The following is a 23,986-nucleotide window of genomic DNA, read 5'->3' on the forward strand; positions in this document are numbered from 1 at the left end:
CAGGGCCTAGGAGGGCCGGTCGGCCGCCTCCGGCTCCCCGAACGCCGCCCGCGCGTCGAACGCGGCGCGGCGCGTGGCCCGGCGCAGCGCCTTCAGCAGCGTCGGGCCGAGCGTCAGGGTCAGCACCACCGTCAGCACCGCCCGCCCCAGGTCCCAGCCCAGCGAGGTCGTCAGGTAGTAGGCGACGAACCGCACCAGGTTCTCGTTCAGCGGGTCGTTCCCGTCGAACGAGATCCCCGAACCGAGACCGGCGATGAGGGGCCAGCCCTGGAGGTTCATCACCGCGCCGTACGCGAACGCCGCCACGCACCCGTACACCGCCAGCATCGCCAACTCGGCCCGCCCGCGCAGCCGGTCGGGCCCCGGCAGCAGACCCGCGCCCATGGTGAACCAGCCCATCGACAGCATCTGGAACGGCATCCACGGCCCGACCCCGCCCGTCAGCAGCGCCGAGGCGAACATGGTCACCGAGCCCAGCACGAAGCCGAAGCCGGGCCCCAGCACCCGGCCGCTCAGCACCATCAGGAAGAACATCGGCTCCAGGCCGGCCGTGCCCGCCCCGAGCGGGCGCAGCGCCGCCCCGACCGCCGCCAGCACCCCGAGCATCGCGACGGCCTTCGCGTCCATCCCGGACTCGGAGATCGTCGCCACCACCACCCCGACGAGCAGCGGCAGCAGCGCCGCGAACAGCCAGGGCGCGTCCCGCGCGTGCGCGAGCCCGGACCCGGTGTCCGCCAGCAGCGGCCACCCGAAGGCGACCACGCCGACGGCCCCGGTCAGCAGCAGCACGGCCACGGACTTCGGCCCGAGCCGCACGGGCCGGGGAGCCCGTTCGGTGACGTCGTCCACCGCCTTCACGCTCCCGCCTCCAGCGCCCCGCGTACCTGGGACACGGTCAGCCACTCCTGCGGGGCGAGGATCTTCGCCGTCTGCGGGGCGAACGCGGGGGAGGAGACCACCACCCGCCCGGTCGGGCCGTCCGCGACGACCTCCCCGTCGGCGAGGATCACCACCCGGTGCGCCAGTTCCGCCGCCAGCTCCACGTCGTGCGTCGCCAGCACGATCGCGTGCCCCTCGGCCGCCAGCCCGCGCAGTACGCCGACCAGGCGGGCCTTCGCCGCGTAGTCCAGACCCCGCGTCGGCTCGTCCAGCAGCAACAGCGGCGGGCGGCCCGTCAGCACCAGCGCCAGGGCGAGCGCGAGCCGCTGCCCCTCGGACAGGTCCCGGGGGTGGGTGTCGTCCCCGACCCCCGGGAGCAGCTCCGACACCAGCGCCCGGCAGGTGCCCTCCGCCGCGCCCGCGTCCCGGTCGGCGGCGGCGCACTCGGCGGCCACCGTGTCCGCGTACAGCAGATCGCGCGGCTCCTGCGGTACGAGGCCGACCCGGCGCACCATCGCGCGCGGGTCCGTCCGGGCCGGGGCCAGACCGCCGACGCGCACGGAGCCCGCGGTGGGCTCGATCATGCCGACGAGGGCCCCGAGCAGCGTGGACTTGCCGGCCCCGTTGCGGCCCATCAGGGCCACCGTCTCGCCCGGGGCCACGGTGAGCGTCACCCGCCGCAGCGCCTCGACCCGGCCGCGCCGCACCCCGAGCCCGTCGACGCGGGTGACGGGATCGGCGACCGGGGCGGCCCGGGCGACGGCCCCGCGGCCCAGGAGTCGGGCGAACCGGCCGGTCCGTGGCCGCGCGGCGACAACCGGAGCGGGCGCACCGGGCATCGCCGACGCCTCCGGGGGCGCGGCCGGCTCCGGGACCGACGCGGCCTCCGGCGGCGACGCGTCCGCCAGCCGCTCCCGCAACCCGCCCGCCCCGCGCCGGGCGTCCCGTACCGACAGGGGCAGCGGGTCCCAGCCCGCCAGCAGGCCCAGCTCGGCCACCGGCGGCCGGACCGGCGACACCCTCATGACCTCGGCGGGCGGCCCCATCACCGGGGGCGCGCCCGGGGCGGGCAGCAGGACGACCTGGTCCGCGTACTGCACCACCCGCTCCAGCCGGTGCTCGGCCATCAGCACGGTCGTGCCCAGGTCGTGCACCAGCCGCTGGAGCACCGCGAGGACCTCCTCGGCCGCCGCCGGGTCCAGCGCCGAGGTCGGCTCGTCCAGCACCAGCACCTTCGGGTGGGGGGTGAGCACCGAACCGATCGCCACCCGCTGCCGCTGGCCGCCCGACAGGGTCGCGATCGGCCGGTCGCGCAGCTCGGCCAGGCCCAGCAGATCGAGCGTCTCCTCGACCCGGCGGCGCATCACGTCCGGGGCGAGCCCCAGCGACTCCATGCCGTACGCGAGCTCGTCCTCGACGGTGTCCGTGACGAAGTGCGCCAGCGGATCCTGGCCCACGGTCCCGACGAGATCGGCCAGTTCACGCGGCTTGTGCGTACGGGTGTCCCGGCCGCCCACGGTGACCCGGCCCGACAGCAGCCCGCCCGTGAAGTGCGGGACGAGCCCCGAGACCGTACCCAGCAAAGTCGACTTGCCGACACCGGAGGGGCCGACGAGCAGCACGAGCTCACCCTCGGGGACCGTGAGGTCGACCCCGGACAGCGTGGGGCGCTCCGTGCCCTCGTACCGCACGGAGACCCGCTCGAACCTGATCACGCCTGCTCCTTGCCGCGTCGCACTGGTCTGTCGGCCGCCCGGTCCGACGGCGGGAGGGGGGCGACCAGCGCGGGCAGCAGCCCGATCAGCACCGCCGCCGCGGGCCACAGCGGCAGCACCGGCGCGGTCAGCGGCACGACACCGGGGCGCATCGCCGCCGGATCCACCGCCCCCGCCCGGATCATCGCCGCCGCGACCGCCGCACCCGAGCCGGCCACCAGCCAGGCCCGTACACCCCACCGGTCCGGCCGGTAGCGGGTGCGCACCGAGCGCCGCCCGCCGAGCCGCAGCCCGGCCATCGCGGCGACCAGACCGGCCAGCAGCAACGGCAGCCCGTACACCGCCCCCTGCGCGGCCAGCAATCCGTACGTGCCGGCGCACACCCCGAGCAGCCCGCCCAGGGTGAGGACGTTCGTCGTGTGCCGGACGGCCGCCGGTACCCGGGCGGTGCGCCCGTACCCCCGCGCGTCCATCGACGCGGCCACCGCCACCGACCGCTCCAGCGCGCCCTCCAGCACCGGCAGCCCGATCTGCGCCACCGCCCGCACGCCGCCGGTCGGCCGTCCCCGCAGCCGGCGCGCGGTGCGCAGCCGGACCACGTCGGCCACCATGTTCGGCGCGAACGTCATCGCGACCACGACGGCGACCCCCGCCTCGTACAGCGCGCCCGGCAGCGACTTCAGCAGCCGTGCCGGATTGGCCAGCGCGTTCGCCGCGCCGACGCAGATCAGCAGGGTGGCCAGCTTCATCCCGTCGTAGAGGGAGAAGACGAGCTGCTCGGCGGTGACCCGGCCGCCGATCCGCACACCCTGCGCCCAGTCGGGCAGCGGCAGTTCGGGCAGGACGAACACCGTGTGGGAGCCGGGGATCGACGAACCGAGGAAGACGGAGAAGACCAGCCGCAGCGCCACCACGAACAGCCCGAGCTTGACGAACGCGCCGTACGAACGGGCCCACGGCGCGTCCGTCCGCCGCGCCGCCACCACATACCCCGCCACCCCGACCAGCAGCCCGAGCACCAGGGGGTTCGTCGTCCGGGACGCGGCGGTGGCGAGCCCCAGCGCCCACAGCCACCACGCCCCGGCGGGCAGCGCGTTGCCGCGGTCCGCCGCGGGGGCGCGCAGGGCACGGCGCAGCGGCCGGGCCGACGCCGGGGCGGGGGCGGCGGTCACCGGCGGCGGCGGGCCTGGACCACGGCGGCGGCGCCCAGCAGCAGGACGGCGCCGATGCCGACGAGGAGCCCGGCGGACGGACCGCCGCCGCTGCCGTCCCCGTCGTCCCGGGCCGCCCCCGAGGCGTCGCCCGGCCGCGCGGACCCGGACGGCTCCGGGGACGAGGACGGCTTCGCGCTGCCGTCCTCGCCGGACACCTGCTCGCCGCAGCCCGACTCCGGGTAGCCCGAGATCGCGCAGAGCATGGCGCTGCTGTCGTACCGCAGCGGTTTCGCCACCGCGGCGAGCGCCTCGGCGCTGCTGGCGTCCGGTGCGACCTGCGCGCACGCCGTGCGCGGGGCGGGCGGCTTCTCCCCGTCGGGGGCGTCCGCCGACGTGCCCGGGTCGATCACCAGCGCCACCCGCTTGCGCCCGTCCTTCGCCGGGGTGTCCGCGCAGATCGCCCCGAAACCGGGGGCGCGGCGCGGCTGCGCGGCATCGCCCGAGTCCTCGCTCACGGCGAACCGGAAGCCCTGGACCGTGCCGTCGTCCGGGCGCAGCAGCGACGGCCCCTGGGTCGCGTACTCCCAGTTCTTGCCGTTGCCCTCCCAGAAGGACCAGTAGCGGTAGCCGGCGGCCTCCGCGCTGCCCGCGCCGAGCAGGACGGCCGATGCGGCGACCAGGGCGGCCAGCAGGGCGACGAGCGGACTCCGTGACCGCGCGAGGACAGGGCTCGGCACCGGTGCGCGCCGCGTACGGTTCACGGCTGCTGCTTCTTCCGGCGCATGCTCAGCAGGAAGCCGATGCCCGCCCCGGCGACCAGACCGATGCCGATCAGCCACCCCAGGCTCAGCCCGCTGTCGTCGCTGTCGGTGCCGCTGGAGGGCTGCGGGCCGGTCGGTGTGGGCGAGGGGAGGGCGGTGGCGGCCGGGGCGGGGCCCATCGTGTTGAGCTGCTTGACGAGGTTGACGCCGCCGAAGCTGCGGGCGTCCGCGCCGGTGGCGTGCGCCGCGAGGATCAGCTGGGCGGTGGCGGCCGGGCCGCTCCGCTTCGCCCAGTCGGTGGCGTTCTTCTGGAGCCAGGCGACGGAGGCCTCGGCCTTGTCCGTGTGCCCGGAGGCGGCGAGCGCGACGACCGCGTCCGCGGTGTTGCCGTAGTCGGGCTGCGGCTCGGTGTCCTCGGCGCCCGGCATCGGGGCCTGCTCCAGGTACGGCGACTTCTTCAGGGTGTCCGCGAGGAAGAAGGAGCCGTTCTGCGCGGTCTGCTCCGGGCTGAGGCCGTCGCCCTTCGTGCAGGCGGGGTCCTTGACCGCGTTGGACGTGCCGGACGCGATGCCCTTGCCCATCAGGCCGAGCACCGAGGCCGCGGTGGCGTCCAGGTTGGCGGCCAGCTCCCCCTTCTTGCCCGGCTGGTAGGCGAACGCGCCGCCGTCCTTCTCCCCGCAGGGGATCGCCAGGGACTGGAGCGCGGTGTACGGGGTGTTGCCGTCGGCCGTGGTGACCTCGTTGATCGGGACGCCGGTCCGGGCGAGCGCGCCGACGACGATCGACGTGGAGTTCGCGTCGGACGGACTGCCCGGGTTGTAGCCCCAGCCGCCGTCCTCGTTCTGTACGGACTTCAGCCAGTCGGCCCCGTTGTTGGCCTCGTCGCGGCGCTGGTTGATCTCGACGAGTGCCTGCACGGCGATGGCCGTGGCGTTGGTGTCCATCACCGTGGACGCGTCGCAGGGCCGGGAGGTGTCGGCCCGGTAGGAGGTGAACGCCCCGCTGTCGCACTGCTGGCCCGCCAGCCAGTCCACCGACTGCGTCGACGGCGTGACGTACTCGATCTTCTGCGCGAGGAAGGCCAGCGACTGCCGCCACACCCCGTCGTACGTGGGGTCCGTGGTGCCGTAGAGCCCGGCCGGCAGCTCCGCCGACGGGGAGGGGCTCGGCGCGGCGACCGCTACGGGCGCGGCCGCGCCCAGGAGCACGGCGGTGGTCGCGAGCGCGGCTGCGCTGCGGCGTACGGTCATGGCTGGCTGGGCCTCTCCTGCGAGGGCCGGACTCCGCGGGCGCACGAGGGCCCCGGGCTCCGGCCCCGTATGCCTCGACGGTGCCGGCCACCGGGGTTCCGGTGGCCCGAGCCGGTCACGCTCCGCGGCGGGCGGTCCGGCTGCCGTCGGGCGGACGGGTCACGGCTGGGGCGCTGCGCCGGATTCGCACCGGCTTCCCCCTGTACGGGCATGATGACGACCTGCCCACTCTACCGGTCCGTAGCCGGGCGCCCGGGGGGCGTGCGCCACGGCGATCGTTCAGGCGGCGATGTACGCCACCGGGGGTCCGCCCGGCACCGCCTCCGCGCGGCCGAGCTTCACGAGCCGCCGCAGATGGGACTCGGCCTCGGAGACGGCGATGGACCGCGAGCCGTGCGGGATCTGCTCCCAGGGCCTGTTCCACTCCATCCGCTCCGCGAGCTGCCACGGGGTGAGCGGCGTGGCGAGCAGGGCGAGGAGACCGGTCAGCCGCTCCTCGTGGTGGTCCAGCAGCTCCCGCACCCGCCCGCCCGCGTCGGTGAACGCGTACTGGTGGGCGGGCAGCACCTCGGCGACCCCGAGCCGGCCGATCCGCTCCAGCGAGGCGAGGTAGTCGCCGAGCGGATCGGTGACCGTCATGTCGTCGGGGTCCTCGTACAGCCCGATGTGCGGGCTGATCCCCGGCAGCAGATGGTCCCCGGAGAACAGCCGCCCGTGCCCCGGCAGGTCCGCCGGATGCCGCTCCTCCAGATGGAGGCAGACGTGGCCGGGGGTGTGCCCCGGGGTCCAGACGGCCCGCAGCCGTCGCCCGGCGAGATCGAGCAGCTCGCCGGGGACGATCTCCCGGTCGGGCAGGGCGGCGCGCAGCCCCGGCAGGGTCCGCATCCGCCCGCCGGCGCGGGCGGCGCGCAACGGGGCGAGGTGGTCCTCCGGCGCTCCGACGGCGGCGAGCTTGCGGGTGAGGTAGTCGAGCCAGGTGCCGGGCTCGGACTCCCGGGTGCGCCGGACGACGGCGGTGTCGGCCTCGTGCATCGCGATCCAGGCCCCGGACGCCTCGCGGACCTGGCCGGAGAGGCCGTGGTGGTCGGGGTGGTGGTGGGTGATGACGACGCCGTGGATGTCGGCGACGGCGGTGCCGAGTGCGGTCAGCCCGGCGGTCAGGGTGTCCCAGGAGGCGGGGTCGTCCCAGCCGGTGTCGATGAGGACGGGCCCCCGGTCGGTGTCGACGAGGTGGACCAGGGTGTGCCCGAGGGGGTTGTCCGGGATGGGCACCTTGATGCTGTGGACGCCTCCGCCGTGGTCGGTCACCTGCGTCACCTGCGTCATGGGGGTCCCATCTCTGCCTGGTCCGGGCGTGCGGGCGCGCCGCACGGTGTCGCACTCCGTCCACTGTAACGAGAACTTGTTCCAGTGGTAGCCCGGGTCTACCGAATCCTCACCCCAAGGGCCGCCCGCGCCGTGGACTACTGGAACAGGAACTGGTATCAGTTCTGACGACTAGTCAGTTGGTGGGGCCGGGCCGCGGGAGGCGACAGCCATGACCGAGCTTGTGGAACACGGACAACTGTTCATCGGCGGGGAGTTCACCGACCCGCTCGGCACCGAGGTCATCGAGGTGATCTCCCCGCACACCGAAGAGGTCATCGGCCGGGTGCCGCACGCCTCCGAGGGCGATGTGGACCGGGCGGTCGCCGCCGCCCGCCGCGCCTTCGACGAGGGGCCCTGGCCGAGGATGGGCCTGGACGAGCGGATCGCGGTGATCACCCGGATCAAGGACGCCTTCGCCGTACGCCACGAGGAGTTCGCGCGCCTGATCAGCGCCCAGAACGGCACCCCGTACAGCGCGAGCGTCATGGTGCAGGCGCTGGCCGCGATGATGGTCTGGGACTCGGCGATCACGGTGGCGCGCGACTTCCCGTACGAGGAGCGGCGCGACGGCGTCCTCGGCCCCCTGCTGGTCCGCCGCGAGCCGGTCGGGGTGGTCGCCGCGGTCGTCCCGTGGAACGTCCCGCAGTTCACGGCCGCCGCGAAACTGGCCCCTGCCCTCCTGGCGGGCTGCACGGCGGTCCTGAAGGTCTCCCCGGAAACCCCCCTGGACGCCTATCTCCTGGCGGAGTTGGCCGAGGAGGCGGGGCTGCCGCCCGGAGTCCTCTCCATCCTCCCGGCCGACCGCGAGGTCAGCGAGTACCTGGTGGGCCACCCGGACGTGGACAAGGTCTCCTTCACCGGCTCGGTCGCCGCCGGCCGCCGCGTCATGGAGGTGGCCTCCCGCAACCTCACCCGCGTCACCCTGGAGTTGGGCGGCAAGTCCGCCGCGGTCATCCTCCCCGACGCCGACCTGGAAGCGGCGGTCGCGGGCATCGTCCCCTTCGCCTGGATGATCAACGGCCAGGCGTGCGTGGCCCAGACGCGCATCCTGGCCCCGAACTCCCGCTACGACGAGATGGCGGAGGCCTTCGCGGCGGCGGCCGGAGCCCTGCGCGTGGGCGACCCCCTCGACCCGACGACCGAACTGGGCCCCCTGGTGGCCCGGCGCCAGCAGCAACGCTCGCTGGACTACATCCGGTTGGGCCAGGAGGAGGGCGCCAAGATCCTCACGGGCGGCAACCGCCCGGCCGCCCGGGAACGCGGCTGGTACGTCGAGCCGACCCTCTTCGGCTCCGTCGACAACTCCATGCGCATCGCCCGCGAGGAGATCTTCGGCCCGGTGATCTGCCTGATCCCGTACGAGGACGAGGACGAGGCCGTCCGCATCGCCGACGACTCCCCGTACGGCCTCAGCGGCAGCGTCTGGACGGCGGACACGGAACGCGGCATCGACGTGGCCCGCCGGGTCCGCACCGGCACCTACAGCGTGAACACGTTCAGCCTCGACATGCTCGGCCCCTTCGGCGGCTACAAGAACTCCGGCCTGGGCCGTGAGTTCGGCCCCGAGGGCTACGGCGAGTTCTTCGAGCACAAGATGATCCACCTGCCCGCCGGCTACCGGGAGGCGTGATGGGCGACCGCTGGCACGTGGAGGTCGACCGCTCGGTCTGCATCGGCTCCGGCATGTGCGTCAACCACGCGGGGGACGCCTTCCACCTGGACTCCGCCCGCCAGTCCCGCCCGACGGACGAGGACTGCGACGCGGGCGAGCACGTCCTCGCGGCGGCGGAGGGCTGCCCGGTGGAGGCGATCACGCTGACGCTGGCGGGGTCGGGGGAGGTGGTCTTTCCGCCGGAGGAGTGAGGGGGCTCCCCGGCGGTCGCGCCCACGCTACGGGGTCAGACCGCCGGTTCGCCCTCCGGCTTCGTGTGAAGCGGGACCGCCGGCGCCCTTCGCAGTGACCGGATCGCCGGGACGCTGAGCATCGCGGCCAGCAGGACGAACGACATCACCGACGAGAAGACCAGCACCTCGTTGGCGCCGAACGCGTCCGCCGCCGGGCCCGCCAGGGCGCGGCCGAGCGGGATGACCATGATGGAGCCCGCGACGTCGTACGCGGAGACGCGGCTCAGGACGGTGAGCGGGATGTGCGACTGGACGCTGGTCGCCCACATCACGCCCCAGAACGCGAAGCCGTAACCCGCGATCACGTGGGCGATCGCCGTGGCCGCGAAGGACCATTCCAGCGCCGGTGCGAGCGGGTTGAGCGCGAAGCAGAGCATGGCGAGCGCACCGGCGACCAACGGGCGCCTCGGGCGGACCCGCATGCCGATCAGGCCGCCGATGATCGTGCCCGCACCGTCCGCCGAGGCGATCCAGCCGTAGCCGCTCGCCCCGTGCTGCTCGATCATCAGCGCCGCGCCCAGCGGCAGCGCGGGGCCGAACACGAACAGGCCGTACACGGACCAGACCGCGATGACGCCCCAGAGCCACTGGCGGGACCGGAACTCCTGCCAGCCCGTCGCGAGCCTGCGCCACATCGGGGCGTCGCCCTCGTCGCGCTCGGTGTGCAGCTTCCGCAGGGGCAGCAGGACCAGGGCGCTGAGTGCGTACGCCGCCGCGATGACCAGGTACGAGCCCGACACCTGCCAGTACGCGACGAGGACGCCCGCCAGGCCGGGGCCGAGCAGCGTGCTCAGGGCCTCGGAGATCCGCAGCAGCGCGTTGGCCTTCTGGATATCCTCCGCGACCCGGGGGACCATGCTCGCCATACCGGGCTGGAACATCGCGGTCGCGGCGCCGCTGAGCGCCATCAGCGCCATGATCTGCCACAGCGGGACGCGGTCGGAGGAGAACAGCAGCGCGCCCAGCGTGATCATGGCGAGCATGCGCACCAGGTCGGCGCAGATCATCATCAGCTGCGGCGTGAACCGGTCCGCCAGCACCCCGCCGAACAGCACCAGCAGGACGATCGGCGTCATCCACGCGGCCAGCGCGTAGCCGACGCCGCTCGCCCCGTGGCCCGCTCCCAGCACGGCCGTGGTGAGGGAGACCATCAGCATGCCGTCGGCCAGCAGCGACGCGCTGCGGGCCGTGAAGAACAGCCGGAACCGGTTCGACCGCCAGGGGCTCGGCAGCGGTTCCTCGTGCTGCTTCCGCGGGAGGGTCGTGTCGTCAACGCTCATGTCGTACCTGCCGGCCTCTGCCGGTTCCTTCCTCGATGATCGGCAGCCGACGCCAGGCGTCGCTCCGGGCCGGTTCGGCCGGCGGGCTCTCGACGAGCACGTAGCGGCGGGGGGCGATGACGCCGGTACCGCCGTGGGCGGGGACCTTCGCCATCAGGGCCCGGTGGGCGTCCGCCGGGGTCAAGGACGTGCCGCCGCCCCGCGCCACGTACGCCGTGAGGCCCGACTCGCGGTCCGCCTCGACATGCACCGGCAGACCGCCCACCGCCGCGGACAGCGCGTCCCGCACGGCCGTCGTGGACACCCAGCAGCCGTCCTCCCGTGCCCAGTCGGGGCCGCGCACGGCGGGCCGGACCCCCGTCACCCCGGTGAGCGAGTCCAGCGGTACGTCCCGTTCGGCGGCGGCCTCCAGCAGCAGCACCAGGCCGCTCAGGAAGCCCTCCGCCTCGTCGGGGGTGAACAGGGCGGGGTCGGCCCACAGCGAGATGTGGAGCCGGGGACTCGTCTCGTACGTGAACGCCAGCATGCGCGTCGGCAGCGCCTGGAACGGGCCCCAGGCCAGCTCCGGTTCGGCCTCCTCGTGCTCCCGGTGCGCGGTGGAGAGGAAGGTGGCGGGCAGCACGCTGACGTCGTTGAAGACGACGTCCCGCGCGAAGTGGCTGCCGCGCTCCCCGGTGACCCGGCCGATCATCTCCCACAGGCGCACGGAGTCGAACTGGCTGTGCTTGTACGCGTTGAGGGCCGCGCCCCACGTCCTGCGGACCAGGGTGTCGAAGGACGGGACCCGCGTGTCCAGGCAGAGCAGCGCGTCCTGGGACAGGGTGGTGACCGACCGGGCGCTCCGGGCGTGGAACCGGTTGGAGGTCGGCACGGCGGTGACGCAGGAGTCCTGGCCCGCCCGGTGGGCCACCAGCGCGCACCAGGCCGCGAGCAGCACGGTGGCCTCCGGGTTCCCGGTGCGCCCGGCCGCTCCCGCGAGCGCTCGCGCGCCCCGCGCGGAGCGGAGCGTGAGCTGCCGGGCCCGGCCGTCCGCGCCCGCCGCGCGCGGCTCGGCGAACATCTCCTGCGGCTCGGTGCGGATGATCCGCTCCCAGTACCGCAGCGAGGCCTCCGACTTCCGCTTCCCGGTGGGGGAGGCCTCCTCGGCGGCCAGGTCGAGCGGGGCGAGGGCGGCCGGGGCGGGGAGTTCCCCTCCGGCCAGCAGGGCGTGGAACTCCTCCCGCAGGACGGCCAGCGCGCTGCCGTCCGTCACCGCGTGACTGGACGCCAGGGCGATGTGGACCGGGACGCCCCGCAGCGTGAGCAGGGAGATCCGCAGAGGGAACTCCCGGTCCAGGGCGAAGCGGCCGGCGCGGGCCGCCCGGGCCGCCGACTCGGCCGACCGCGCGGGCTCCTCGGGGAACTCCGCGTGGTCCAGCACCGTCACCGTGAACGCGCCCTCGGCCGCCACCACCTGCTCGACGGGCGCGGCCCCGGGGGCGTGCGGGAACGTGGTGCGCAGCCCTTCGTGGCGCTCGGCCAGGGTGCGCAGGGCATCGACGACGTCGTCCTCGTCGGCGCCCGGGGGGACCGTCCACACGTCGTGGTTGTTGATGTGCTCGGGGTCGTCCCGCAGGATGCAGCGGATCATGTTGGCCTGGCCCATGGTGAGCGGGCCCCGGCGTTCGTCACCGCCCGCGTAGGAGACGGTGACGGTGCGCGGGGGGTGCGGTTCCATGGGGTCCTCGCCGGCTGCGGAGTTCATCGGTTCACGGCCCCGGCGACCCGGGGGCCCACGTCCGCGCTCGCACGGGTCAACGCCTCCCAGTGGTCCATCAGGAGCGCGAAGTCGGCCATGTCGTCGCGGGCCTCGTCCAGGAGTCGGGTGCGGCGTTCGACGAGGACGTCGGCGACCGTCTTGTAGCGGTCGCCGAGCCGCCGGTAGGCGTCGTCCAGGACATCGAGGCGGTGGGCGCAGAACGCCCGGTCGAGGGCGGTGCTGTCCCGGACGAACCCGGCGATCTCACAGGCCCGGAGGTGGCCCTCGGCGTCGAGCAGCGCGTCACCCGCCGCCGCCGTCCGCGCGTACACGGCGTTGAGGTACGCCTTGGACAGCAGGAACTTCACGAAGCGCAGCTGGTACGCGAGGAATCCCTCGTCCGTACGCCGTTCCGCCGTATGGAAGTTGACGATGTGCCGGTTGTGCTGGACGCCGGGCATCCTGGCGTCGTGAAGGAGGTGGATCAGGACGTAGTCGCTGCCGATGGTGTCGGTGGCGGGCGGCAGCGGGACGCGGCGGTAGACCTCGTGGTCGAGGGCGATGTTGCACATGTCCACCCGCATCGGGCTGACGGGGGCGAGCGTGGTGCGGTCGCCGTCGAAGGCGGAGTCCCCGGCGCCCCGGAAGGACTCGTCGATCAGGTGCCCGCGCCAGATCTCCGGGTATCCCTCGGGGATCGACAGGCCGATCAGTTCGCGGTACGTGTCCGGGTCGAGGTCGCGGATCTCCGCGACGTCCACCGACATCTCCCCGGTGAAGGAGCCGCCGACCAGCGTCACCCGTCGGCTCCCGGACCCCGGCGGCAGTTTGCTCCGGGTCGCCGACTCGCGCACGTCGTTCGCGGGTCGGCCCAGCCAGGCGAGCTCCTGGTGGATCGGGAAGACCGGTGCGCCGGCGAACCGCTGGTAGCGGCTGTCGGAGTCCCGCCGGTGGACGGACGTGCAGCCGAGGGCCTGGGCGACGAGGAACGCCCGGTTGGTGCAGGCGCCGTAGGAGACGCGGGACGGCAGCATCAGCTCCAGCAGCCGGTCCGTCGGGGCTCCGCCGGACCGGTCGATCACCGTGCGCAGGAAGTCCCGCTGCCCGGTCTCGTCGAGGTGGTGGACGGTCACCCCGGGGGACGCGGGCAGCGCGGCCACCGCCCTGCGGTGTTCGGCGAGCACCGGCGCGGGGGAGGAGTCCAGGATCAGGAAGTGCACCTCGACGCCGAACCGCTCCGCCCCGTACGCCGCTTCCTCGCCGACCGCCGCGATGGTGTCGGCGCAGGCCCGGTGGGTGGGCAGGGTCAGACAGACGCGGCGCACGAGGGCTCCCCGCTCTGCGCGGCGGGGGCCGTCTCCTCCACCGGGTCCTGCCACGAGGCGAGCCCCAGCAGCCGGCTGCCCAGCGGGTTCAGCTCGGCCGTCGGGTAGCGCTTCGACTCGGGCAGCACCGGGTCACCGACCAGGGTGCGGTTCCAGCGCGGGGTGCGCAGATGGCGCCAGGACTCCACCCGGGACGTGCGCAGCCGCTCGTGCTCCTCCAGCGCGGGCATCATCGACAGGTACTGCACGGCCCGCACCCCGCTCTCGGAGAGGTTGCGCGCCACGCCGTGGGCCAGCAGCCCGTTCCAGATGAGCAGGTCGCCGGGGCGCAGATCCGGCCGTACGACGGGCAGTTCGTCCCGGTCGATGTCGGGGCGCAGCGGGTCCCGGTCGCCGGGCTGCCCGGTCTTCCAGGTGTCGAACCGCCGGAACAGCTCCGGGCAGCACTGGAAGCCGCCGGTCTCCGGCCGGGTGTCGTTGAGCGCGATGATGCCCTGCACCCGCTGCGGCGGGACGGCGAGCGTCGTGTCGATGTCCCAGTGGAGCTCGATGTCGAAGCCCCGGTCCGTCGGCTCGATCAGGGCCCGGTCGCGGTTGCCCCGGTTGGGCGGGTTGAGGTTGAGCCGGTCCAGGGTGACCCACAGCTCCTCGCAGTCCCATACGTCGACGAAGGCGTCGTACACCCGCTGCGACTGCCGGTTGTCCCAAAGGAGTTGGTGGTGGTACGCCTCCACGAAGCCGTAGATGTGCAGCTGCTGGTCCAGCTCGGAGCGCAGTGGCCGGTCCTCGTACCAGCTCTCCGGCCGGTCCGGGTCCAGGCCCTGGAACTCCCAGGTGAAGTCGAGCAGTCGGCGTGCGACGGGGGCCGGTACCGCTTCCCGGACGATGACGTAGCCGTACGTCTGCCAGTGGGCGAAGTCCTCCTCGGAGAGCACCCGCAGCGGACGCGACTTGTCGAGCTCCCGCAGGGCGGTCTGTGCGAGGTAGGCCTCGCCGTCCGCGCTGAAGTACGGGATGTCCGACGCCGCGCGGTGCAGGCGGGGCCGACGGCGAGGGGCGGGTGTCGTCATGGGGTTCATGGCAGGTCCTTCTCCTTCGCCGGCCGTGCGGCGACCCCGGGGGAGCGGGGTCGCCGCGGACGGCGGGGCGGATGGCAGTGCCGTGGCGGGAGGAGCCGTGACCACGTCGGTCAGCAGGATTGGTCCAGACCGCCCGGGCTGTCAAGTGCCGCCCACATATGGGGATATGGGATGCCGTCCGGTACCGGGCGGCCACGGAATCGATACCTGCCGTTCGGTATTTTTGGTCTAGACAACAGGTGAGCGACAGGCCTAATGTCCAAGGGCGCGGTCGGGTTCGTGACGGGATGTCACCCGTACTTCTGCCCGTACTCCGGTCGGTCACGGACCTGTTCGGGGCCGCCGACGCCACGGCGATGTGGTCCGTACGCCCGAGGGGTGTCCCGATTGCCGGCCCACACCGAGAAGGACGCGTTTCATGAACACATCCAGCATCACGGCCCTGCCGGGTATCACGCTGAGGAGTCCCGGAGCCGGGCTGATCACGCTGGACCCGGTCCGCACCGCACTGCTGCGGGGCCTGGACGACCTGCTGTCCGGCCTCGCCGCGCGGCTCGCCGCCCCCGAGGTGGTGGGTCCGCCCCTGCTGTCCGTCGAGGGGCTGGCGCGGCTCGACTTCTTCCGGAACTTCCCCCATCTCGGCGTCTCCGCGGGGCGGTTCGGCCCGGAAGCGCTCGACGGCCTGGCCTCCGGTGGCTCGCCCCAGGACCTGCCGTTGCACCCGACCGGCCATGTGCTGCCGTCCGCGACCTGCTACGGGCTGCTGCTCTCCCTGGAGGGCGAGGACGTCGGCGAGGACGGGCTGCGGCTCTCCGCGGCCGGCCGCTGCTTCCGCAACGAGACCCACTACGACGGCCTGCGCCGCCTGTGGGGGTTCCACATGCGCGAGGTGGTCTACCTCGGAACCAAGGACGGGGCCACCGAACACCAGGAACGTGGCGGGGAGTTCGTCCAGGAGGTGGCCGGACGGCTCGGCCTCGACCTGACCCGGGCGGCGGCCGACGACCCGTTCTACGACAACGGGGGTTCGCGCGCCCGTCTGATGGCGTTGGACCCGGTGAAGTTCGAGTACAGCGCCCCCGACGGCACGGCCATCGCCTCCGTCAACCGGCACCGCAACTTCTTCGGCGAGCGGCTGGGCATCCGGGCCGGCTCGCACGGTCCCGCGTACAGCTCCTGCGTCGCCTTCGGCATGGAGCGCTGGGTGCACGCGATGATCCTCGCGCACGGCACCGCCGAGCAGGCCCTGGAACGGCTCCGCTCGGCCGGTACCTGATACCGCCTCCGGCCCCGGCTGCCACCCGCCTTCGGTCCCGGCGGTTCTCCGGTCTCCGGGCCGGCCGCGGCCCACCCCGGCTTTCCTTCGGCCCGGCCGCTCTCCGTCCCGCCCGTCACCCGAACAGAAGCAAGAGGAGCGCTTTCTCCCATGGAACGTGTCGTAGCGTGGCTCAACGAGAAGAACCCCGGCCTCGACGGTCCGATCGGCGTGGACGAGGACCTCATCGAGGCCCGTCTCATCGACTCGATGGACTTCCTGGAGTTCATCGACCTCCTGGAGGAGATCTCCGGCGACAGCATCGATCTGCAGGAGGTCACCATCGACGACTTCCGCACCCTCGCCCGCGTCGAGGAGCGCTTCCTCGCCTCCGGCGACCTGGCGGAGGCGCCCGCCGGGTGAGCCCGGCCGGGTGACCCCTCCTCCGGCGGTCCCCGACCTCCCGCCGTCCCGTGCACCGGGCTCGGACGGCGTGATTCCGGCGGACGCCGGCGTCTTCGCCCTGGTGGCCACCACCGCGGAGGTGCTGGCGCATCCGGAGCTCGACGAGCGCCTGCTCGCCCCGTGGGAGCGGCGGCGGCTCGCGGGGATCCGGGTGCCGGGCCGGCGCGACGACGTGGTGGCGGCCCGTCTGCTGCTGCGGCTGTGCGCCTCCCGGGCCACCGGGCTGCCGCCGGACGCGGTGGCGCCGGCCCAGCGCTGCCCCGGATGCGGGCGGGACGGGCACGGCCGGCCGTACCTCCCGGACCACCCCGCGCTGGGCGCGAGTCTCAGCCACGCCGACGGCCTCGTCGCGGCGGCGGTCGGGCCGGGCCCGGTCGGTGTCGACGTGGAACCCCTGACACGCCGCCCGGGCCCGCCGCCCGTGTTGCGCCGGCTGCTGCCGCCGGACGCGGTGGACGCCGCCTGCGCCGCGCCGGACCCCGGCCCGGCGCTGCTGCGGTTGTGGGTCCGCCGGGAGGCGCTGTTCAAGGCCGGGTTCGCGGCCGGGGCGGAGGGCGGGCCCGGGCCCGGCGAGACCAGGCTGACCGAGTGGACGGACCACCGCCGTGCGGCCGTGGTGGCCCTCGCGTACGCCGACGGCCTCCCCGGGCGGCCCCTCAGCCCCGGCCCGGCTCCGCCGTCAGGTCGATGAGCCGGCAGACCGTCTCGATGTCGATCTTCACCTGGGCGATCGAGGCCCGGCCCGACAGCCAGGTGATCAGCGCCGAGTGCCAGGTGTGCTCGATGACCCGGACCGCGGAGAGCTGCTCCGGGGTCGGGTGCTCCAGCCCCATCGCGTCCAGGATGATCGCCGTGGTCAGCCGGGAGACGGTGTCCACCTCGGGGCTCACGCTGCGGTCCGCGAAGGTGAGGGCGCGGACCATGGCGTCCGCGAGGTGCGGTTCGCGCTGGAGGGCACGGAAGGCGCGCATCAGCGTCTCGGCCACCCGCTGGGCCGCGTCCTCGCCCGCCGGCGGGCGCTTGCGGAGGGTCGTGTGCATGTGCTGGAGCTGGTCCTGCATGGTCGCGACCAGCAGATGGATCTTGGACGGAAAGTAGCGGTAGAGGGTGCCCAGGGCGACCCCGGCGGCCTCGGCCACCTCCCGCATCTGCACCGCCTCGAACCCGCCCCGGCTGGCCAGCTGGGCGCTGGCGTGCAGGATGCGGCGGCGACGGGCCTCCTGGCGCTCGGTCAGCGGAGGCGCTGCCGGTCTGGCGTCCGCGGTCATGCTGTCCCCGATCCACGATCCGTGATCCATGGCTTGATCCCGCACCCGGACGGACGAAGCGGCGCGGCCGGGCGCGCACAGCATGCCAGGGCGTCCGTCGTGGCGCGAATCACCTGATCCGGCCCTCGCGCCGACGCTACCTGCCGGTAGATTCGATGCACGTCTGACGATCAAGTAGGCAACTTGTTCCAGCAAGTCTGAAACTTGTTCTAGATTAGCGCGACCGGTTACGCTCCGGCGAACACGCAGTCAGAAGGGGGCCGAGTGTGACCGCTGAGGCCATAGAGACAGGCCCCCGCACGGGCGACGGCAGCTCCACCGGGACCGGCGACCGGCCGTTGCGCATCGCACTCCTCACCTACAAGGGCAATCCGTTCTGCGGCGGCCAGGGCGTGTACGTCCGCCACCTCGGGCGCGAGCTCGCCCGCCTCGGCCACAGCGTCGAGGTCATCGGAGCACAGCCCTACCCGGTGCTCGACGAGGGCGTCCCGCTCACCGAACTGCCCAGCCTCGACCTCTACCGCCAGCCCGACCCCTTCCGCACCCCGAAGCGCGGCGAGTACCGGGACTGGATCGACCTGGCCGAGGTCGCCACCATGTGGACCGGCGGCTTCCCCGAACCGCTCACCTTCAGCCTGCGCGCCCGCCGCCACCTGCTGGCCCGCCGCGGCGAGTTCGACGTGGTCCACGACAACCAGACCCTCGGCTACGGGCTCCTCGGCGACCTCGGGGCCCCGCTGGTCACGACGATCCACCACCCCATCACCGTGGACCGCAGACTCGACCTGGAAGCCGCCGCCACCCGCCGCCGACGCGCCTCCGTGCGCCGCTGGTACGCCTTCACCCGGATGCAGAAGCGGGTCGCCCGCAAGCTGGACACCGTCCTCACCGTCTCCGGCTCCTCCCGCGACGAGATCGTCGAGGACCTCGGCGTACGCGAGGACCGGATCAGCGTCGTCCACATCGGCGCCGACACCGACCTGTGGTCGCCCGACCCCTCCGTGCCCGAGGTCCCGGGCCGCATCGTCACCACCTCCAGCGCCGACGTCCCGCTCAAGGGCCTCGTCCACCTCGTCGACGCGCTCGCCAAGCTCCGCACCGAGAACCCCGCCGCCCACCTCGTCGTGGTCGGCAAGCGCGCCGAGGACGGGCCGGTCGCCCGCGCGATCGAGCGGCACGGGCTCGCGGACGCCGTCGAGTTCGTCAAGGGCATCAGCGACGCCGAGCTGGTCGACCTCGTGCGCGGCGCCCAGGTCTCCTGCGTGCCCTCGCTGTACGAGGGGTTCTCGCTGCCCGCCGCCGAGGCCATGGCCACCGGCACCCCCCTGGTCGCGACCACCGGCGGCGCGATCCCCGAGGTCTCCGGCCGCGACGGGGAGACCTGCCTCGCGGTGGCGCCCGGCGACCCGGACGCATTGGCCGGGGCGCTGGCCCGGCTGCTGGCCGACCCGGAGCTGCGCGCCCGGCTCGGCGCGGCCGGCCGCGAGCGGGTGCTGGCCAACTTCACCTGGGCCCGGGCGGCGGCCGGAACGGCCGAGCTGTACCGTCAGGCGATCATCGCCCGCGGAGCCCGCAGGTGACCGCGCGCCCCCGGGCGACCGCGGACCCGCTCGTCACCACCCGTACCTCCGACCTCGAAGGCAGGCCCCCGTGCTGACCGTCGACTTCACCCGCTTCCCGCTCGCCGCCGGCGACCGAGTGCTCGACCTGGGCTGCGGTGCCGGCCGGCACGCCTTCGAGTGCTACCGGCGCGGAGCGCGGGTCGTCGCGCTCGACCGGAACGCCGAGGAGATCCGCGAGGTCGCCAAGTGGTTCGCCGCGATGAAGGAGGCCGGCGAGGCCCCCGAGGGCGCCACCGCCACCGCGATGGAGGGCGACGCCCTCAACCTGCCGTTCCCCGACGACTCCTTCGACGTCGTGATCATCTCCGAGGTCATGGAGCACATCCCGGACGACAAGGGCGTCCTCGCCGAGATGGTCCGGGTGCTCAGGCCGGGCGGCCGGATAGCGATCACCGTCCCGCGCTACGGCCCCGAGAAGGTCTGCTGGACCCTCTCCGACGCCTACCACGAGGTCGAGGGCGGCCACATCCGCATCTACAAGGCCGACCAGCTCCTCGCCCGGATCCGCGAGGCCGGACTCAAGCCGTACGGCACCCACCACGCCCACGCCCTGCACTCGCCGTACTGGTGGCTCAAGTGCGCCTTCGGCGTGGACAACGACAAGGCGCTGCCGGTGCGGGCGTACCACAAGCTGCTGGTCTGGGACATCATGAAGAAGCCCCTCGCCACCCGGGTCGCGGAACAGCTCCTCAACCCGGTCGTCGGCAAGAGCTTCGTCGCCTACGCCACCAAGCCGCACCTTCCGAAGGCCGAGGCGTGAGCACTCCCGAACAGACCGAGCACCTCGTTCTGCCGGGCGTCCTGACGGCGGCCGAGGCCACCGAGACGGTCGCCGCGATCGCCGCCGTACAGCGGGAGGACGGGGCGCTGCCCTGGTTCCGGGGCCACCACCTCGACCCCTGGGACCACACCGAGGCGGCGATGGCCCTGGACGCGGCCGGCGAACACGAGGCGGCGGCCCGCGCCTACGACTGGCTCGCGCGCAACCAGAACGCCGACGGCTCCTGGTACGCCGCCTACCACGACGGCGATCCGCAGCAGCCGACCGACCGGAGCCTGGAGAGCAACTTCTGCGCGTACGTGGCCGTCGGCGTCTGGCACCACTACCTCGCCACCGGTGACGACGCGTTCGTCGACCGGATGTGGCCCACCGTCTTCGCGGCCGTCGAGTTCGTCCTCGGGCTCCAGCAGCCCGGCGGGCAGATCGGCTGGAAGCGGGAGCCGGACGGCACACCCGTCAACGACGCGCTGCTGACCGGCTCCTCCTCGATCCACCAGGCGCTGCGCTGCGCGCTGGCCATCGCCGAGCGGCGCGAGGAGCCCCAGCCCGACTGGGAGTTGGCGACCGGGGCGCTCGCCCACGCGATCCGCAGCCACCCCGAGCGCTTCCTCGACAAGAACCGCTACTCGATGGACTGGTACTACCCCGTCCTCGGCGGCGCCGTGACCGGGGCCGAGGCCACCGCCCGCATCCAGGAGGGCTGGGACCGTTTCGTCGTCCCCGGCCTCGGGGTGCGCTGCGTCCTGCCCAACCCCTGGGTGACCGGGGGCGAGAGCTGCGAACTCGCCCTGGCCCTCTGGGTGACGGGCGAGTCGGACCGGGCCCTGGAGATCCTCCAGTCCGTCCAGCACCTGCGCACCGAGGGCGGGCTGTACTGGACGGGTTACGTCTTCGAGGGCAACCGGGCCTTCTGGCCCGAGGAGCTCACCACCTGGACGGCGGGCTCCCTGCTGCTCGCGGTGGCCGCGCTCGGGGGGACGAGGCGACCACCGCGGTCTTCGGGGGCGAGCGGCTGCCGGTCGGCCTGGAGCCGGACTGCTGCCGCTGAACACGCCCTGGTGCGGGCCCTGTTCAGCCCCGGCGGAGCCGGCCCGCCACCGCGTGCCCGATGAACAGATAGACCACGGCCGCGAGGCCGTAGCCGGTGACGACGTTCGCCCACGCCTTGTCGAACGTGAACAGGTCGTACGACCAGCCCGCCAGCCAGCGGGCCGCGTCGTGCACCCACTGCACGAAATCGTTGCCGCGGTTGGCGTCCAGCAGGTACATCAGGATCCAGAGGATGATGATGAAGGCCAGAATGTCGGCCACGACGGCTATGACACGAGCCGCTGAACTGCTTCCTGAACGGGTTCTGGGAGACATGGAACTCTGGTTGCCGCTTTACGCAGGGTGAAACCCGTGAGGCTCGCACCGGGTGGCGACCGGTGGGGGTCCGGGCGAGGCCGAGCGGGAGCGCCGACGCGGGTCACACGCTGTGACAAGCCCGGACGGTCGGCCCGGTCGGCCCGGTCGAGTCGGTCCGCCCGGTCAGGACGCCGCGGAGAACGCCGAGGGCGACCCGCTGCTGTCCAGGGCCGTCGCCCCACCCCGCGGGCACCCCTGCCCGCCGGTTCAGCGGAGGTCGTCGCCCGTGCCGTCGTGGTCCCCCTCCCCGCCCTCGGGGGAGAGGGGGTCCGCGCCGGTCAGGGCGAGGACCAGATACGCGCCGTGGGGCGAGTCGTCGTGCTCGTCCTTCGCGTTCAGCACCCCGCCGCCGCCGCCGTCCTCGTCGATCGCGAACTCCGCCGGGTCCAGGCCGAGTCGTCGGGCGAGCGCGCCGACCGGGGCGAGCAGCCGGTCGCGCGCGGTCCCGTCCTCCCGGGTTCCGCCCTCCGCGGGCGGGAGGACCACGAGGAGATCGGCGAGATAACCCCGGCGCAGCCCGTCCGGATCCGCCGCCTCGAACGCCGCCGAGACAGGGCGGAGTTCGGAGACCAGCGGCAGCCAGGCGCGCAGCGCCTCCTCGGCGGTGCGCACCCGGCCCAGGTTCAGCAGGACGCGGCAGACCACGTCGTCGGGGGAGAACCTCATCGGTGGGTCACGTATCCGTTCTTCGCGATGGTTTCGGCACATGGGCGGGGGAAGAGTCCCGCCCTCATTCTCGCTCCGCCGACCGGCGGGCCCGTCGACTCCCGGTCGACCTGCGCCATCAGGGGTGATCGACCCGGGTCCCGCCGGTTAGGGTGCGCGGCATGATCCCTCTTTCCCACGACCGTTACTGCGACGAGATCCTGACCCAGAACGACGCCCTGCGCGCGGTGCTGACCGGCGCCGACCTCACCGCGACCGTCCCCACCTGCCCCGACTGGACCCTGCGGGAGCTGGCCGTGCACGTCGGCGGCGCGCACCGCTGGGTCGGCGAGATCGTCCGCACCCGCGCCGCCGAGGAGGTCCCCGAGGAGACGGTGCCCGGCTTCGAAGGCCCGGACGGCGACGGACCGGCCGCGCTGGACGCCTGGCTCGCCGAGGGGGCCGCGGACACCGTCGCCGCGCTGCGGGAGGCGGGGCCGGACGCCGAAGTGTGGTCCTGGGCGTGGGAGCGGCGTGCCGCCTTCTGGGCGCGGCGCATCACGCACGAGGTGGCGGTGCACCGGGCGGACGCGGCGCTCGCCGCGGGTGTCCCGTACACGGTCGACGCCGACGTGGCCGCCGACACCATCGAGGAATGGCTGCGCATCGTCTCCTTCTCCCAGGACGACGGCGATCCCGAGGCGGCCGAACTGCGCGGCGGAGGACGCTCGTTGCACCTGCACGCCACCGATGTGCCCGGCGCGGAGTGGCTGATCGAGTTCGGCGAGGAGCGCTTCACCTGGCGGCACGCGCACGGCAAGGCCACGGTCGCGCTGCGCGCGCCGCTCACCGATCTGATGCTGGTCTTCAACCGGCGGCTGGAGCCGACGAGCCCCCGGGTCGAGGTGCTCGGTGACGCCGCGCTGCTGGACTTCTGGCTGGCGCGGTCGTCGTTCGGCTGAGCCCCGTAAGCCCGTAACAGGTCCTGGCGTCGAACTGCCGTCGTCGCCCGGAGGGCGGCCCCGCGGGGCAGGCGGCGGTTCGACGACAGGGCCTAGGAGTTGAGCTCCGCCAGGACCCGTAGCGTGTGCGGGTCCGGGGCGGTGACCAGCAGATCCGTCACCGGGCCCGCGCGCCACAGTTCCAGCCGCTCGGCGATGCGGGCGCGCGGCCCGACCAGGGAGATCTCGTCGGCGAACGCGTCGGGCACCGCCCGCACCGCCTCCTCCTTGCGGCCCTGGAGGAACAGCTCCTGGATCCGCCGGGCCTCCTCCTCGAACCCCATGCGGGCCATCAGGTCGGCGTGGAAGTTGCGGGCCGCGTGCCCCATCCCGCCGATGTAGAAGCCGAGCATCGCCTTCACCGGCCACAGTCCCTCGGCCACGTCGTCGCAGACGTGCGCGCGGGCCATGGGCGCGATCATGAAGCCGTCCCGGAGTCCGGCGAGCGAGGCCCCGTAGACGTCCTCGCGCAGCGGCGACCAGTACAGCGGCAGCCAGCCGTCCGCGATCTCCACCGTCTGCGCGATGTTCTTCGGGCCCTCCGCGCCCAGCAGGACGGGGAGCGAGGCCCGCAGCGGATGTGTGATCGGCTTCAGCGGCTTGCCGAGCCCGGTGGCGTCCGGGCCGGTGTACGGGTGGGAGTGGAAGCGGCCCGCCAGTTCCACCGGAGCCCGCCGCGCCAGTACCTGCCGGATCACCTCGACGTACTCGCGGGTCGCGGTCAGCGGGCTGACGGGGAACGGCCGCCCGTACCACCCCTCGACCACCTGCGGCCCGGACAGGCCGAGCCCGAGCAGCATCCGGCCGCCGGAGAGGTGGTCCAGGGTCAGCGCGTGCATGGCCGTCGCGGTGGGGGTGCGGGCCGCCATCTGCGCGATGCCGGTGCCCAGCCGGATCCGGGAGGTGTGGGCGGCGATCCAGGTCAGCGGGGTGAAGGCGTCCGACCCCCAGGCCTCCGCCGTCCACACCGAGTCGTAGCCGAGCCGCTCGGCCTCCTGGACCAGGGGGAGCTGGCCGGGGTCCGGGCCGCGGCCCCAGTATCCGAGCGCGAGTCCGAGCCGCATTCCGTTCCCTCCAGCCGTAGCTGA

Annotated in this window: 22 protein-coding genes and 1 pseudogene; 9 read left to right on the forward strand and 14 right to left on the reverse strand. The window is 73.8% G+C overall.

Features of this window, described 5'->3' with window-relative positions:
- Nucleotides 1–6: 6 nt before the first annotated feature.
- From DTB53_RS29235 to DTB53_RS29260, 6 genes are all read right to left on the reverse strand, one after another.
- On the reverse strand, nucleotides 7–858 hold the full coding sequence (locus DTB53_RS29235) for an ECF transporter S component (protein ID WP_003969439.1): 852 nt from the start codon (nucleotides 856–858) through the stop codon (nucleotides 7–9).
- Nucleotides 855–2,594: an ABC transporter ATP-binding protein gene (locus DTB53_RS29240; protein WP_012381130.1), complete on the reverse strand. Its 1,740-nt coding sequence runs from the start codon at nucleotides 2,592–2,594 to the stop codon at nucleotides 855–857. Before DTB53_RS29240 ends, DTB53_RS29235 begins: the two co-directional genes overlap by 4 nt.
- Nucleotides 2,591–3,766, reverse strand: a complete 1,176-nt coding sequence (locus DTB53_RS29245; protein ID WP_012381131.1) for an energy-coupling factor transporter transmembrane component T — start codon at nucleotides 3,764–3,766, stop codon at nucleotides 2,591–2,593. Before DTB53_RS29245 ends, DTB53_RS29240 begins: the two co-directional genes overlap by 4 nt.
- Nucleotides 3,763–4,509, reverse strand: a complete 747-nt coding sequence (locus DTB53_RS37615; protein WP_012381132.1) for an SCO2322 family protein — start codon at nucleotides 4,507–4,509, stop codon at nucleotides 3,763–3,765. The genes DTB53_RS29245 and DTB53_RS37615 overlap by 4 nt, the downstream gene beginning before the upstream one ends.
- Entirely contained in the window at nucleotides 4,506–5,759 is a 1,254-nt protein-coding gene (locus tag DTB53_RS29255; RefSeq protein WP_003969443.1) for an SCO2321 family membrane protein, read from the reverse strand. Before DTB53_RS29255 ends, DTB53_RS37615 begins: the two co-directional genes overlap by 4 nt.
- A gap of 279 nt (nucleotides 5,760–6,038) precedes the next feature.
- Nucleotides 6,039–7,085, reverse strand: a complete 1,047-nt coding sequence (locus DTB53_RS29260; RefSeq protein ID WP_042497274.1) for a Strvi_7410 family MBL fold metallo-hydrolase — start codon at nucleotides 7,083–7,085, stop codon at nucleotides 6,039–6,041.
- A gap of 211 nt (nucleotides 7,086–7,296) precedes the next feature.
- On the opposite strand from DTB53_RS29260, the gene DTB53_RS29265 reads away from it, so the two are divergent.
- Nucleotides 7,297–8,757: an aldehyde dehydrogenase gene (locus DTB53_RS29265; RefSeq protein WP_012381134.1), complete on the forward strand. Its 1,461-nt coding sequence runs from the start codon at nucleotides 7,297–7,299 to the stop codon at nucleotides 8,755–8,757.
- Nucleotides 8,757–8,990 carry a ferredoxin gene (locus DTB53_RS29270; protein ID WP_003969446.1) on the forward strand — a complete coding sequence of 78 codons (234 nt, stop codon included), beginning with the start codon at nucleotides 8,757–8,759 and terminating at the stop codon, nucleotides 8,988–8,990. The genes DTB53_RS29265 and DTB53_RS29270 overlap by 1 nt, the downstream gene beginning before the upstream one ends.
- Before the next feature lie 35 nt (nucleotides 8,991–9,025).
- On the opposite strand, the gene DTB53_RS29275 is transcribed toward DTB53_RS29270, so the two are convergent.
- From DTB53_RS29275 to DTB53_RS29290, 4 genes are read right to left on the reverse strand one after another with little or no spacing between them, the layout of a single operon-like run.
- On the reverse strand, nucleotides 9,026–10,312 hold the full coding sequence (locus DTB53_RS29275; protein ID WP_012381136.1) for an MFS transporter: 1,287 nt from the start codon (nucleotides 10,310–10,312) through the stop codon (nucleotides 9,026–9,028).
- Nucleotides 10,302–12,056 (reverse strand): condensation domain-containing protein, encoded by a 1,755-nt coding sequence (locus DTB53_RS29280; RefSeq protein ID WP_012381137.1) that lies wholly within the window; start codon nucleotides 12,054–12,056, stop codon nucleotides 10,302–10,304. Before DTB53_RS29280 ends, DTB53_RS29275 begins: the two co-directional genes overlap by 11 nt.
- Nucleotides 12,053–13,375, reverse strand: a complete 1,323-nt coding sequence (locus tag DTB53_RS29285; protein ID WP_042497278.1) for a DUF6271 family protein — start codon at nucleotides 13,373–13,375, stop codon at nucleotides 12,053–12,055. The genes DTB53_RS29280 and DTB53_RS29285 overlap by 4 nt, the downstream gene beginning before the upstream one ends.
- The gene (locus DTB53_RS29290; protein WP_012381139.1) at nucleotides 13,357–14,454 is read right to left on the reverse strand and encodes a phytanoyl-CoA dioxygenase family protein; all 1,098 of its coding nucleotides are present in this window, start codon (nucleotides 14,452–14,454) and stop codon (nucleotides 13,357–13,359) included. Before DTB53_RS29290 ends, DTB53_RS29285 begins: the two co-directional genes overlap by 19 nt.
- A gap of 418 nt (nucleotides 14,455–14,872) precedes the next feature.
- On the opposite strand from DTB53_RS29290, the gene DTB53_RS29295 reads away from it, so the two are divergent.
- The 3 genes from DTB53_RS29295 to DTB53_RS29305 all read left to right on the forward strand — a co-directional run bounded on the left by DTB53_RS29295 (nucleotide 14,873) and on the right by DTB53_RS29305 (nucleotide 16,865).
- Nucleotides 14,873–15,730: a class-II aminoacyl-tRNA synthetase family protein gene (locus DTB53_RS29295; RefSeq protein ID WP_012381140.1), complete on the forward strand. Its 858-nt coding sequence runs from the start codon at nucleotides 14,873–14,875 to the stop codon at nucleotides 15,728–15,730.
- 150 nt (nucleotides 15,731–15,880) lie between these two features.
- Nucleotides 15,881–16,132: a hypothetical protein gene (locus tag DTB53_RS29300; RefSeq protein ID WP_003969454.1), complete on the forward strand. Its 252-nt coding sequence runs from the start codon at nucleotides 15,881–15,883 to the stop codon at nucleotides 16,130–16,132.
- A 10-nt stretch (nucleotides 16,133–16,142) separates the two neighbouring features.
- Nucleotides 16,143–16,865, forward strand: a complete 723-nt coding sequence (locus tag DTB53_RS29305; protein ID WP_012381141.1) for a 4'-phosphopantetheinyl transferase family protein — start codon at nucleotides 16,143–16,145, stop codon at nucleotides 16,863–16,865.
- Here the strand turns inward: DTB53_RS29305 and DTB53_RS29310 are convergent.
- Nucleotides 16,831–17,442: a TetR family transcriptional regulator gene (locus DTB53_RS29310; protein ID WP_030700765.1), complete on the reverse strand. Its 612-nt coding sequence runs from the start codon at nucleotides 17,440–17,442 to the stop codon at nucleotides 16,831–16,833. The genes DTB53_RS29305 and DTB53_RS29310 overlap by 35 nt on opposite strands.
- 266 nt (nucleotides 17,443–17,708) lie before the next feature.
- On the opposite strand from DTB53_RS29310, the gene DTB53_RS29315 reads away from it, so the two are divergent.
- The 3 genes and pseudogenes from DTB53_RS29315 (at nucleotide 17,709) to DTB53_RS29325 (ending at nucleotide 20,893) form a co-directional block, all read left to right on the forward strand.
- Nucleotides 17,709–19,022, forward strand: coding sequence for a glycosyltransferase family 4 protein (locus DTB53_RS29315; protein WP_012381143.1), 1,314 nt, complete (start codon nucleotides 17,709–17,711; stop codon nucleotides 19,020–19,022).
- Between the two features lie 70 nt (nucleotides 19,023–19,092).
- Nucleotides 19,093–19,824 (forward strand): class I SAM-dependent methyltransferase, encoded by a 732-nt coding sequence (locus tag DTB53_RS29320; RefSeq protein ID WP_012381144.1) that lies wholly within the window; start codon nucleotides 19,093–19,095, stop codon nucleotides 19,822–19,824.
- Nucleotides 19,821–20,893, forward strand: a pseudogene (locus DTB53_RS29325) (prenyltransferase/squalene oxidase repeat-containing protein). The gene DTB53_RS29320 and the pseudogene DTB53_RS29325 overlap by 4 nt, the downstream one beginning before the upstream one ends.
- Nucleotides 20,894–20,916: 23 nt before the next feature.
- On the opposite strand, the gene DTB53_RS29330 reads toward DTB53_RS29325, so the two are convergent.
- Nucleotides 20,917–21,210 carry a hypothetical protein gene (locus DTB53_RS29330; protein WP_012381145.1) on the reverse strand — a complete coding sequence of 98 codons (294 nt, stop codon included), beginning with the start codon at nucleotides 21,208–21,210 and terminating at the stop codon, nucleotides 20,917–20,919.
- Between the two features lie 249 nt (nucleotides 21,211–21,459).
- On the reverse strand, nucleotides 21,460–21,918 hold the full coding sequence (locus tag DTB53_RS29335; RefSeq protein WP_042497282.1) for a hypothetical protein: 459 nt from the start codon (nucleotides 21,916–21,918) through the stop codon (nucleotides 21,460–21,462).
- A 161-nt stretch (nucleotides 21,919–22,079) separates the two neighbouring features.
- Here DTB53_RS29335 and DTB53_RS29340 point away from each other — a divergent pair, with 161 nt between their 5' ends.
- Nucleotides 22,080–22,859: a maleylpyruvate isomerase family mycothiol-dependent enzyme gene (locus tag DTB53_RS29340; RefSeq protein ID WP_003969462.1), complete on the forward strand. Its 780-nt coding sequence runs from the start codon at nucleotides 22,080–22,082 to the stop codon at nucleotides 22,857–22,859.
- 92 nt (nucleotides 22,860–22,951) lie between these two features.
- Here DTB53_RS29340 and DTB53_RS29345 read toward each other — a convergent pair whose 3' ends face one another.
- Complete coding sequence (locus DTB53_RS29345) at nucleotides 22,952–23,962, reverse strand: LLM class F420-dependent oxidoreductase (RefSeq protein WP_012381147.1); 1,011 nt, start codon at nucleotides 23,960–23,962, stop codon at nucleotides 22,952–22,954.
- Nucleotides 23,963–23,986 lie beyond the last annotated feature (24 nt).

The organism is Streptomyces griseus, assembly GCF_900460065.1.
GTDB lineage: Bacteria > Actinomycetota > Actinomycetes > Streptomycetales > Streptomycetaceae > Streptomyces > Streptomyces griseus.

What these genes read in the sequence shown, in the direction of transcription:
- DTB53_RS29290 (WP_012381139.1), bottom strand. Translation starts at nt 14,454, where the DNA reads ATGAACCCCATGACGACACCCGCCCCTCGCCGTCGGCCCCGCCTGCAC.
- DTB53_RS29255 (WP_003969443.1), bottom strand. Translation starts at nt 5,759, where the DNA reads ATGACCGTACGCCGCAGCGCAGCCGCGCTCGCGACCACCGCCGTGCTC.
- DTB53_RS29340 (WP_003969462.1), top strand. Translation starts at nt 22,080, where the DNA reads ATGATCCCTCTTTCCCACGACCGTTACTGCGACGAGATCCTGACCCAG.
- DTB53_RS29295 (WP_012381140.1), top strand. Translation starts at nt 14,873, where the DNA reads ATGAACACATCCAGCATCACGGCCCTGCCGGGTATCACGCTGAGGAGT.
- DTB53_RS29330 (WP_012381145.1), bottom strand. Translation starts at nt 21,210, where the DNA reads ATGTCTCCCAGAACCCGTTCAGGAAGCAGTTCAGCGGCTCGTGTCATA.
- DTB53_RS29270 (WP_003969446.1), top strand. Translation starts at nt 8,757, where the DNA reads ATGGGCGACCGCTGGCACGTGGAGGTCGACCGCTCGGTCTGCATCGGC.
- DTB53_RS29310 (WP_030700765.1), bottom strand. Translation starts at nt 17,442, where the DNA reads ATGACCGCGGACGCCAGACCGGCAGCGCCTCCGCTGACCGAGCGCCAG.
- DTB53_RS29345 (WP_012381147.1), bottom strand. Translation starts at nt 23,962, where the DNA reads ATGCGGCTCGGACTCGCGCTCGGATACTGGGGCCGCGGCCCGGACCCC.
- DTB53_RS29335 (WP_042497282.1), bottom strand. Translation starts at nt 21,918, where the DNA reads ATGAGGTTCTCCCCCGACGACGTGGTCTGCCGCGTCCTGCTGAACCTG.
- DTB53_RS29275 (WP_012381136.1), bottom strand. Translation starts at nt 10,312, where the DNA reads ATGAGCGTTGACGACACGACCCTCCCGCGGAAGCAGCACGAGGAACCG.
- DTB53_RS29265 (WP_012381134.1), top strand. Translation starts at nt 7,297, where the DNA reads ATGACCGAGCTTGTGGAACACGGACAACTGTTCATCGGCGGGGAGTTC.
- DTB53_RS29280 (WP_012381137.1), bottom strand. Translation starts at nt 12,056, where the DNA reads ATGAACTCCGCAGCCGGCGAGGACCCCATGGAACCGCACCCCCCGCGC.
- DTB53_RS29300 (WP_003969454.1), top strand. Translation starts at nt 15,881, where the DNA reads ATGGAACGTGTCGTAGCGTGGCTCAACGAGAAGAACCCCGGCCTCGAC.
- DTB53_RS29260 (WP_042497274.1), bottom strand. Translation starts at nt 7,085, where the DNA reads ATGACGCAGGTGACGCAGGTGACCGACCACGGCGGAGGCGTCCACAGC.